This is a genomic window from Pseudanabaena cinerea FACHB-1277 (assembly GCF_014696345.1).
Taxonomy (GTDB): Bacteria; Cyanobacteriota; Cyanobacteriia; order Pseudanabaenales; family Pseudanabaenaceae; genus Pseudanabaena; species Pseudanabaena cinerea.
This window is the reverse complement of sequence record NZ_JACJPY010000011.1, coordinates 72,083-82,696: the sequence shown is the minus strand read 5'-3', so window position 1 is coordinate 82,696 and position 10,614 is coordinate 72,083. Positions and strand designations below refer to the sequence as shown.

Annotated in this window: 12 protein-coding genes; 5 read left to right on the top strand and 7 right to left on the bottom strand. The window is 44.2% G+C overall.

What is annotated here, in order from left to right:
• A partial coding sequence (locus H6F44_RS22955) for a hypothetical protein (RefSeq protein WP_206754443.1) occupies positions 1 to 281 on the top strand: 281 nt, incomplete at its 5' end.
• 151 nt (positions 282 to 432) lie between these two features.
• Here H6F44_RS22955 and H6F44_RS06005 read toward each other — a convergent pair.
• Together H6F44_RS06005 and glpX are read right to left on the bottom strand one after the other, a co-directional pair.
• Complete coding sequence (locus H6F44_RS06005) at positions 433 to 903, bottom strand: RpnC/YadD family protein (protein WP_242016456.1); 471 nt, start codon at positions 901 to 903, stop codon at positions 433 to 435.
• Positions 904 to 1,448: 545 nt separating this feature from the next.
• Positions 1,449 to 2,492 (bottom strand): class II fructose-bisphosphatase, encoded by a 1,044-nt coding sequence (gene glpX, locus H6F44_RS06000; protein ID WP_190350046.1) that lies wholly within the window; start codon positions 2,490 to 2,492, stop codon positions 1,449 to 1,451.
• A 399-nt stretch (positions 2,493 to 2,891) separates the two neighbouring features.
• Here glpX and purF point away from each other — a divergent pair, with 399 nt between their 5' ends.
• A complete protein-coding gene (gene purF / locus H6F44_RS05995) occupies positions 2,892 to 4,373 on the top strand; it encodes an amidophosphoribosyltransferase (protein WP_190350052.1) in 1,482 nt (493 codons plus the stop codon).
• Positions 4,370 to 4,840 (top strand): VOC family protein, encoded by a 471-nt coding sequence (locus tag H6F44_RS05990; protein ID WP_190350045.1) that lies wholly within the window; start codon positions 4,370 to 4,372, stop codon positions 4,838 to 4,840. The genes purF and H6F44_RS05990 overlap by 4 nt, the downstream gene beginning before the upstream one ends.
• Position 4,841: 1 nt before the next feature.
• Here H6F44_RS05990 and H6F44_RS05985 read toward each other — a convergent pair whose 3' ends face one another.
• The 3 genes from H6F44_RS05985 to H6F44_RS05975 form a co-directional block, all read right to left on the bottom strand.
• Positions 4,842 to 5,075: a hypothetical protein gene (locus H6F44_RS05985; RefSeq protein ID WP_190350044.1), complete on the bottom strand. Its 234-nt coding sequence runs from the start codon at positions 5,073 to 5,075 to the stop codon at positions 4,842 to 4,844.
• A gap of 81 nt (positions 5,076 to 5,156) precedes the next feature.
• The gene (locus H6F44_RS05980) at positions 5,157 to 5,516 is read right to left on the bottom strand and encodes a Spx/MgsR family RNA polymerase-binding regulatory protein (protein ID WP_190350043.1); all 360 of its coding nucleotides are present in this window, start codon (positions 5,514 to 5,516) and stop codon (positions 5,157 to 5,159) included.
• Between the two features lie 17 nt (positions 5,517 to 5,533).
• Positions 5,534 to 6,583: an RNA ligase gene (locus H6F44_RS05975; RefSeq protein ID WP_190350042.1), complete on the bottom strand. Its 1,050-nt coding sequence runs from the start codon at positions 6,581 to 6,583 to the stop codon at positions 5,534 to 5,536.
• A gap of 180 nt (positions 6,584 to 6,763) precedes the next feature.
• On the opposite strand from H6F44_RS05975, the gene H6F44_RS05970 reads away from it, so the two are divergent.
• Positions 6,764 to 7,426, top strand: a complete 663-nt coding sequence (locus H6F44_RS05970) for a response regulator transcription factor (RefSeq protein WP_190350041.1) — start codon at positions 6,764 to 6,766, stop codon at positions 7,424 to 7,426.
• Positions 7,427 to 7,451: 25 nt separating this feature from the next.
• On the opposite strand, the gene dapF is transcribed toward H6F44_RS05970, so the two are convergent.
• Both dapF and H6F44_RS05960 read right to left on the bottom strand, forming a co-directional pair.
• Complete coding sequence (dapF, locus tag H6F44_RS05965; RefSeq protein ID WP_190350040.1) at positions 7,452 to 8,306, bottom strand: diaminopimelate epimerase; 855 nt, start codon at positions 8,304 to 8,306, stop codon at positions 7,452 to 7,454.
• A 46-nt stretch (positions 8,307 to 8,352) separates the two neighbouring features.
• Positions 8,353 to 9,051, bottom strand: a complete 699-nt coding sequence (locus tag H6F44_RS05960; RefSeq protein ID WP_190350039.1) for a hypothetical protein — start codon at positions 9,049 to 9,051, stop codon at positions 8,353 to 8,355.
• A 76-nt stretch (positions 9,052 to 9,127) separates the two neighbouring features.
• On the opposite strand from H6F44_RS05960, the gene H6F44_RS05955 reads away from it, so the two are divergent.
• Positions 9,128 to 10,498: a cytochrome P450 gene (locus H6F44_RS05955; protein WP_190350038.1), complete on the top strand. Its 1,371-nt coding sequence runs from the start codon at positions 9,128 to 9,130 to the stop codon at positions 10,496 to 10,498.
• Positions 10,499 to 10,614: the final 116 nt, after the last annotated feature.

Genomic DNA, 10,614 nt, shown 5'->3' with positions numbered 1-10,614 from the left:
TATTTATCATCTTTTTTTTTGCGTATTGGGATGATGATAACCGATATCAAACCTTGGTTATGCTTCAACTTATTGAACTTATGGCTTTAGTATTTACTAATGGATTGAAGTGCAGAAATAAATGTGAAGTTGCCTCTATACCTTTCTTTTATTTCCCGACAAGTCTATTGTTAGATCGCGCTTTTCTATCTGTTTTTTGCCTTGTTCCATTCGTAGGATTTCAGCACGGATTGTGTTTTGGAGGATGGCGATCGGGATATTCGGTAAGGATTTTTAGTTAGTTCATAGTCAAGTAATGATCATGGTCTGTTGTTATTTTAGCTTTTTTAGATCGTGGCAATCACTATTCGTGTCACCTTTCAGAAAAATAAGGTGAGTTACGTTTGATTAATGCGGCTTACTGGATCGGCGATCGCGCTAACCATACATAAATTAAGGCTTTGGCGATCGCTTTGGTTTGGATGATTTTGGTGTCTTCAATTTTTGAGCAGAAACTTTTTGTAACTTTTGAACTTCTTTGAGTGTCAGTCCTGTAAATTGAGCAATTAATTCCATAGATACATTGGAACGCATCATGTTTAGCGCAATCTGGCTCGCCGTCTCAGCTTTGCCCTTAGCGATACCTTCAGCAATACCCTCAGCTTTACCTTCAGCTTTACCTTCCAGTAGGATTTCTTGATAAATAACTGATTCTTCCATGATTTCGCTCCTCAAAAGTCTTTGGATGATTTCTTTATTTAGGGCTATACCTGATATTATAGCGGTAGATGCGGCAACGTTGCCTCGTAATTGGTTATCGGTAATTTGTTCAATTTGTTTGGCTACTTGCCTCAGAGTTTCTTCGGGGTTGTTGGTTTGTGAGAGGGGGGCAAACGGAAATAGCCCCTCATGGCGATCGCACATCAAAAATCATATTTACTCAGTTTCGCCTATCAGTAGATTTATTTCCTCAATTGATAGATTGAGAACTTGGCAGATTTGATCAATATTCATTCCTATTTGCATCATCTTTATGGCGGTTTCTCTTTTTGCTGTTTAGTTGTTTTTAGGTGATGGGCGATCGCTGTTTATGAGAATGGATAGGCGATCGCTGTTTGGTTGATTTTTAGAGGGGCGATCTGCTAATTTATAATTTACTTTTTCAAGCCCCCACTTTGGAGTTAACTAATACAAGAAGTTCCTCTTGAATGACACGGCGCAAAATTTCTTCGTTTAAAGGTAGATAACCTAATTGACAGACAAATCTTAACCATAAACGGGCAAGAAGCCCGTTCCACAAAGATTCTGCTTTTGTGGGTCAGACATCTTGTCTGACAAGGCTTACGTCTAATTCTTCACTTGTACGGGAGTATGAACCCATAAAAAACAGAAAGCGCAGTTTTGCTACACTTTCTGTTTTGGTTGTTTTTAAAAACTAAAAATGGCACCGCCACTTTGTAGTTAGAGAATTAGCGCAGGTTAATTACCTTGGGCTTGTCACTAGTGAGGTGAATTGTGTCGACAAAACGGGCAGTCTTGGTTTGGGTAGAAATAACCAAAGACTGAGTACGGCAACCACCACTAAAGAAGCGTACACCTTCCATCAAAGTACCGGGAGTAATTCCACAACCTGCAAATAGCACTTCCTTACCACAGGCAAGATCCTCAGCGTTGTAAATGCGATCGCCGTCTTCGATACCCATTTCCTTGAGACGCGCCAAATTCCCTTCACGAGTCCACTTTGCACTTTCAGGGGTATTCACTTCGTCTGGATCATAGACTAAACGACCTTGGAAGTGACCGCCCAAACAGCGCATTGCGGCAGCAGAAATGACACCTTCAGGAGCCGCGCCAATACCCATAAGAGCATGAATATTTGTACCAGAGAAACCACAGCAAATTGCTGCCGATACGTCACCATCACTGATCAAACGTACCCTTGCACCCGCAGCGCGAATTTCAGAAATCAACTTTTTGTGGCGAGGACGATCCATAACCACAACCACCAATTCTTCGATGGAGCGATTGAGACATTCTGAAAGGATCTTGAGGTTTTCGGTAGGGGTTTTGCGAATGTCAACATGACCTCTTGCCGCAGGTGGCGCAGCGAGCTTGTCCATGTAAAAGTCGGGGGCGCGGAATAAACCACCACGCTCAGAAATTGCCAAAACTGCCATAGAGCCATTTTGACCATAGGCGACTAGGTTTGTGCCTTCGCAGGGGTCAACGGCGATATCAATTTCTTGTAATTCTTCGATGGTGCAGAATTCGGCGGCATTCTCTTGAGTGCAGATGCCAACTTCTTCACCGATATAGAGCATGGGCGCTTCATCACGCTCACCTTCACCAATTACGATGCGTCCACGCATATGAATTTTGTTCATGCGTTCACGCATTGCCTCAACAGCCGCTTCATCGGCTTCATCTTTTTTGCCCAAGCCCATCCATTTGGAAGAGGCGATCGCTGCCTGTTCCACGACCTCGATAATCTCAAGGCTGATTGTACTATCCATGTTTAGGAATCCTTAGTTAATTTTTCTAATACTTATAAATATTAAGTTTTTTTTCGTGTTCTAGTTTTTTTCTAGAGCAAGATTTTTCAAGGGCAAAAATGGCTTAGCTATTTTGTCCTTGGCTTAACTAAGTTTACAGGTCAGACTGTCACCAAACCTATAAGAAGAATAAATGAGTTATATTAAGTTTCTATAATTTTTATTGCAAATCAGAGATTAGGCACTGCCATCTGCCCCAAAAATCAAAATTGCCCCAAACTGATCCCAAACTGAATATTGTTGTTGAGGATCAAAATTGGCACTTACGACTAAATTTGGTTAAGAAATGCTTAACACTGATAGGATTTAAACATAGGCTTTTCTCTTTTGCCCACATTTTAAGTACTGCGTATGACAGCTATGTTGCCAGACAATTCTGACCATCCCATACATGAAACGCCTAATCAAGATGACAACTTTGAGTTTGATAAGCCCCAAGAAGCCTGCGGTGTATTTGGGGTTTTAGCCGCAGAGGGGGATATCGCTAAGCTAGTTTACTTTGGACTCTATGCCCTGCAACATCGCGGTCAGGAGTCAGCAGGTATTACGGTCTATGATGCACAGGGACGGACACATACCCATAAGGCGATGGGGTTAGTCTCGCAGGTTTTTAATGAAACTATTTTAAATGAACTCAAGGGTGCTTTAGCGATCGGGCATAACCGCTATTCGACCACAGGTTCGAGTAAGGTTTGCAATGCCCAGCCCATTGTGGTGGAAACCCGCCTTGGTGACTTTGCCCTAGCGCACAATGGCAACTTGGTTAATGCCACAGAGTTGCGCGGTGAACTTGCGGATCAAGGTCATGCTCTTGAGTCCACCACTGACTCGGAGGGGATTGCTTTTGCGGTTTCGGAGGCGGTTGAAGATGGCAAGGATTGGCAAGAGGCAATCATTGTGGCGCTGCGGCGTTGTCGTGGTGCTTTTAGTTTGGTAATGGCGATGCCCAATGCGATCGCTGGCGCTAGGGATGCCTATGGTGTCCGCCCATTGGTAATTGGCAAAACTCCTGATGGCTCCTATGTGCTGTCTTCAGAGACCTGTGGCTTAGATATCATTGGTGCAGAATATGTGCGCGAAGTTATGCCAGGTGAATTGGTAATCATCACAACGGAGCATGGTTTGCAGTCATGGCAATGGCAAGAGGCGCAACCTAAGCTTTGTGTGTTTGAAATGATTTACTTTGCGCGTCCTGATAGCGTTATGCACGACGAAAGTCTTTATACATACAGGATGCGAATTGGGCGTGAACTTGCCAAAGAAAGTTTTGTGGATGCCGATATTGTAATTGGTGTACCTGATTCGGGCATTCCTGCGGCGATCGGCTTTTCCCGCGAATCTGGCATTGCCTATGCTGAGGGGTTGATCAAAAACCGTTATGTGGGGCGGACTTTTATTCAGCCGACACAGGCGATGCGCGAGTCGGGCATTCGCATGAAACTCAACCCCCTTAAGGATGTTTTGCAGGATAAACGGGTAATTGTGATCGATGATTCGATCGTAAGGGGAACCACGAGCCGTAAAATAGTAAGGGCATTGCGTGAGGCGGGAGCAACGGAAGTACATATGCGTATTTCTTCACCCCCTGTGACTCATCCCTGCTTTTATGGTATTGATACCGATTCGCAAGATCATCTGATTGCTTCCCACCTTTCTGTAGAGGCGATCGCTAAACAGATTGAGGTAGATACGCTGGCGTATCTTAGCCATGATGCGATGTTAAAGGCGACCCAGATTGATACCTCGCATTTTTGCACAGCTTGCTTTACAGGCAAATATCCTATCGATGTTCCTGACAAGCTCAAGCGCACCAAACTTATGCTAGAAAATACTGCACCATGACCAATAAGATCCTCTTCCACCTCGCATTTCCAGTTAAAGATATTGCTAGTACTAAGGCTTTTTATATTGATGGGTTGGGCTGTTTGGCAGGACGCGAGTCTCAAGACTCGCTGATCATGAGTTTGTATGGACACCAGTTGGTTGCCCATGTTGTCCATGATGCTGAAGATTCTCAGAAGGGTATTTATCCCCGACATTTTGGGCTGGTCTTTTGTTCAGAGAATAACTGGATGGCGCTCTTAGAAAAAGTTCATGATAAGCGTTTGAAGTTTTACCAAAAACCTAAGGTGCGCTTTGTGGATACGCCTTTAGAGCATCGTACTTTTTTCTTGGCAGATCACTCAGGTAATATTTTGGAATTTAAGCATTACAAATTTGAGTCGGCAATTTTTGGTGAGACTAGCTTCCATGAGGTGGGTGATGCTGCCGAATTTGCTCAGCAAGTTCCTGTGGCAACTTACAAATAGTTCAAAACAAATAGTTAAAACTAACAAGCGCTGCTTCGCCGCGACTATTGGTTTTAACTTGAGCGCAAAGTGCTATAAAAAAAGGAGATGACATAGATGCGCCATCTCCTTTTAGTTTTTTGCGAAGCATTTGAAATTGCTTTTTCTTTTGCCTTTGCCTTGCCGAGCCACCCTTGCCTTTGTCATTTCGACCTTCGCTGCGGGGGGACTCCCACCGTTTTAGTCTTTGGTTCATAGGTTTATTACCTGATGGGATGTTGGGGGTATGAATTAATAGGCTTCCAATATAGACCCACCATTCAAAAAAAACATCGTTCTAAAGCGTTAACTGCAACTTGCTAAGCATTTCATCGGGATTGCGAAATCCTACGCTGATCGCTATGCCATCTTTGACAAATATAGGTCGCTTTAATAGCATGGCATCTTTGGCAAAGGATTCGATCCATTGAATATGTGACCATGTTTCTCTTTCGGAGCCGAGAGATCGGTAAGACTGTCCTGAGGTATTTCGCATTGATCTTTCTCCTAAAGCCTTTACCCACTCTGCAATCATGGTTCTAGTGGGCGGGTAATCTTTGACGTTGATAAATTCGTAGTTAATATTCTGGGCATCCAGCCAAGCGATCGCTTTTTTACAAGTTCCACAGGTGGGGATGCCATAAACTTTGATAGACATAGGGATTAACCTCCTTTCTAGGATTCATCATCCATGAATGGTTTTTCATGGGCAGGTTTAATTGTGCGCCAAATATAGTCACTATAGTCTTTTTGATCGAGTAATGAAAATAAAATTGTGTGGTGCTTGCAGGTGAGAATGTGTTTTGCCATTTCTTTGCGATCGCCGCGATCCACAAAGGCAATGATTCGCTCAAAGTCTGCTTTAGCTTGAGATTCGATGGCTGCATATTGAGCAATTAAATCTGCCTTAGTTTCCTTAACCCAGTTATAAAATTCGTCAGGAACCCGTTCTAAAATATCCTCAAAGGGGGTGCGATCGCGTAGCATTTCCCAAATTACACGGCTCGTTACCTGTGTGAGGACACGGTGCAACTGCACATATTCAGCAAATTTAAACTTTAAGCGCAAGCCACTGGCAAAGCGAATTACGAAACCTTCTTGGTTCTGCTCATTGAGTTGGGCGATCGCGGCGATATCTTGCAGTCCATCATATTTTTTAGCTAAGGGAAATCCCAAATCGGCAAACTCCTCAATGGCATATTCTGTACCCGATGCTGTATCTAGCACCGCTAGCAACACCAAAGCCTCTAAACTGCCATAATCAACAACAATGCGATTGGCGGGATAAATAATTTCAAATAAATAGGTTAAAGATGGATTTAGCTTGGCGATCGCCTCTGCATACTTAGCTTGCAGAATTGCCTCGCCCTTAATTGACTGCTCTGAATAAAAGCTACCTCTTGACGCAATATGAGGCTGCCCCTGATGCCAATATAAAATACCAAGGGAGCCGTCTAGTTTTTCATACACATCAAAGGGTTCCGCAGGCAGATTTCCCTGATATTCCTGCAAATTAAAAAATTTGGGCAAGGGTCTAGCGGCGATCGCGCCATCACGATCTAGGATCAAGCCGCGACATTGCATAGTTTCAGGTGTCCAGAGGCGATCGTACTGCGCCTTAGCGGTGTAATTATAAATAAACAAATCACCACTAGAATGCGATCGCTTAGAGATATATCCCTCGGCGATTAGCTGTTCGACCTTCACCAAATCAAAATCATTCATGATCATGCATTATCATTCATTAGTTTTTGCAACAAAAATCTAGAGGTAGCGATCGCCGACATTTTTTGAACTTGATAGAACCGCACTGTAATTACTAAGAATGATAGCCAAGAAAAAGTCGGCGATCTGGGTACTTACAGCTATAATAACTCCAAAATCACGCGAAACGAAAATAGTCCTGTGGAAACAACAACAAATCTCTCCCACATTCCCCTCAAGGTTCTCATCGTTGAAGATGATCCATTGATTCAACTAGGTCTAGAGCAGTCTCTCTCGAAACATCCCCATATTCAAGTTTTGGGCGTGGCGGGCGATGGATTTATTGGTGTGAAAATGGCACAGGAACTAAAGCCCGACATTGTGGTTATGGATATTGGACTGCCGCGCCTAGATGGGATCTCTGCAACCCAAAAGATCAAACAAGTCCTGCCCAATACCCACATTGTCATGTTGAGTTCGCACACAGACGACACAGAAATTATTTCCGCCTTATCTAGTGGTGCAGATGCCTATTGTGTAAAGGGAACTAGCACTGATAGCCTCATGGCAGCATTTGCGGCAGCCAAAGATGGGGCAACCTATCTCGACCCGCAAATTGCAAGAAAAGTGATGGATCACCTCAAACCTCCTGCCCATTCAGAAAATATTGGTCATCTCTCGCAGAGAGAATTGGAAGTTTTAAAATTGATTGTGGAAGGCAAAAGCAACCCTGAAATTGCCGCAGTGCTTTATCTGAGTCCCAACACCATCAAAACCCATGTACGCGGCATCATGAATAAGCTATCCGTTGACGATCGCGTACAAGCGGCAGTAGTTGCCCTGCGATCGGGACTAGTTAACTAGAAATCAGAAATTCACCAATCACCAATCACCCAGCGCTATATGTCCCTGCAAACACTAACTGGGCTGGACCTGTCATCAACAAGCGATCGCTGTCAGCAACCCATTCAATTAGCAGATCGCCCCCAGGCAAATTAACCGTGCATCGGCGATCGCAGAGATTGTTTAACACCCCTGCTACCACTGTTGCACAGGCTCCTGTACCACAGGCAAGAGTTATGCCTGCACCGCGTTCCCATACCCGCATTTTTAAATAATCGCGGCTAACCACTTCTACAAATTCCGTATTGGTGCGCTTGGGAAATGCTTGGTGGTGTTCAAAAAGTACGCCAACTTCGGCAAGAGCAATATGCGCCACATCATCGACAAAGGTAATACAGTGAGGATTACCCATGCTGACGGTGGTCACATTCCAGGTTCTACCATCCACTGAAAGGGGCATATTAACCACAGGCTGATCGGGCTGTCCGAGAGTGGTAGGAATTTCGGCGGCTGGTAAAAATGGTCTGCCCATATCAACGGTTACTTGCCCATCATTATCCATTTGTGGCACGATCAAGCCTGCACCTGTGTGAATTTGATATTTGCCTGCAACGGTGGCTATACCTAAGTCCTGCATGAATTTGGCAAGGCAACGAATGCCGTTACCGCACATTTCTGGTTCGGAACCATCGGAATTAAAGATTCGCATCCGATATTCGTTATTCTCGGCATTATGATCGGCTTTTAATAGAAAAATGACCCCATCAGCCCCAATACCAAAATGGCGATCGCACCATTGCACCGCGAGTTCGGGGGTGAGGATTGGTTGAGGGCTATGACGGTTGTCAATTAATACAAAGTCGTTGCCCAAGCCGTGATATTTACTAAATGCGATCGCCATAGATTTAATGCTGTTATTTGAAGATATTGAGCAATTATAGGGCAAATTATAATGTCAGCTCTAACAGGAAGCCGACCCGACTATCGTAAATAATAGGCGATCGCCGCCATTCTATTTTTGTGCCAAGGCGCAGATTATTGGTAAGGGCATAGCTAGAGGATAGCGTGGTTATACTCATCTCTAGGTTGCTTTGGGGAGATGTGAATGTATGACTCAAACGCAGGTCAGAGCTTTGCGGCGAAAGTACTAATATACCTTGCACACCCACATCTAAACCAGAAATTTGTGGACGCTCAAATTGATTGAATTGCCGATAGCCAACAACAGGCGCGACATTCCAATAGGAGCCAAGGGGTAGCAGATAATAACGGAAGTTGGCATTTATTTCACTCTCCCGACCGCTTAATTCGGCTTGCACATTCGCATTGAAGGTGACAGGCAACTTTCCTATAAAAATATCCTCAATCCCTAATTCTAAACCAAGGGAATGATTGCGCGAGGTGATGCCAATTCGCAATTTAGAATCAAAACTAGGGGAGTTGTAAATATCATCAAGGAGATCGGGGGGACTATTTAGCCAGCGCTGAAGTACAGGGCTGCGATCAATAATCTGACGGTCAATCTCCAAATCTGCCGCCGATCGCCTCTTCTGCTCATTGGCATAAAGACTATGACCACAGCAGTGGCTCAAATAGGTCATAGTGCCAATATAGGCGGCGATCGCAAGGGCTAGTTGTTGGCGCATGATTTAGAATAACTGTATAAATAGTATTTAAGCGCAAATAACAATATTTTACGCTTAATTAAACACCAACATCATTATGCTCAAATCGATCCCAGCAGTGGAATCTGCACAATTTTGGCAACAAGTTCAGTGGGTCGCCGATCCAATTGGCTACATGGAGAAGGCAGCCCAAAAGTATCCAGATATATTTTCTTCGGAAATCGCCCAGGCTTGGGGCAAGGTGTTCTTTGTCAATGAGCCGCAGGCAATTCAAGAAATTTTGACTAACGATCGCAAGCAATTTACTGCCCCTGGGGACTTAAATACAATTTTGAGTCCGATTGTCGGGAACAATTCGGTAATTACGCTGAGTAGCGATCGCCACAAAAAACGCCGTCAGTTAGTCATGCCCGCCTTTCATGGTTCAAGAATGCAGCACTATGGCGAATTGATCGCCAAATTAACCCGCCAAAGTTTTGAGCCAATGCTTGCACGGCGATCCTTTGCAGTAAGGGATGTGATGCAAAATATTTCTTTGCAGGTGATTTTGCAAACGGTATTTGGTCTCTATGAAGGCGATCGCCTCCAAAAGCTAGGGGAGCTAATTAGCAACTTGACAGAATTATTTAACTCACCGCTCACCTCAGCGATGTTATTCTTTCCCGTTTTGCAAAAGGATTTGGGCAAATGGAGTCCTTGGGGTAACTTTGTCGCCCAAAGAGAGCAAATTGATAAACTCATTTACGCCGAAATCAGCGATCGCAGGGCAAATCTTGAGCCAGAGCGTACTGACATTTTAACAATGCTGCTGTTGTCAACTGATGTCGATGGCAATGCTCTCAGTGATATGGAGCTAAGAGATGAATTGATGGCACTATTATTTGCAGGACATGAAACTACGGCTACGGCTGTATCTTGGGCTTTGTATTGGATTGAGCGATCGCCAGAAGTAAAATCAAAATTACTCCATGAACTAGCAGCGCAAGCAAAGAGCGATCAAGGTGATCAGGATTGGATGAGCATTTTTAAACTGCCATACCTAACCGCCGTTTGCAACGAAACCTTGAGAGTTCATCCCGTTGCCATGCTCACATTTCCGCGAGTTGTCGCTGAGTCAGCCACAATTTTGGATGTTCAACTAGAATGCAATGATATTGTGATGGGTTGCATCTATCTATTACATCAGCGTGAAGATCTCTATCCCGAACCGAAAAAATTCAAACCTGAACGCTTTCTAGAACGCCAGTTTTCCCCCTATGAGTTTATGCCCTTTGGTGGTGGAGTGCGGCGCTGTGTTGGTGAAGCGCTTGCCCAGTTTGAGATGAAGATCATCCTTGCCACAATTTTGCGTCACTATCAACTGACCCTCTTGGACAATCAGCCTGTAAAGCCCCAGCGCCGAGGTGTTACCCTTGCGCCCAAGGGTGGCGTAAAAATGCAAGCTAGTCAAAAATTGCTTTCGCCGTAATGCTGATGGACTTTGGGTTTTGCAGTCCTATATCAGAGAGGAAGACAACTGCCAATTAACGAGCGTTAAGTTTGAGGATAAATTTGCCGATTTTTATGAGAATACGGTTTTTTAGG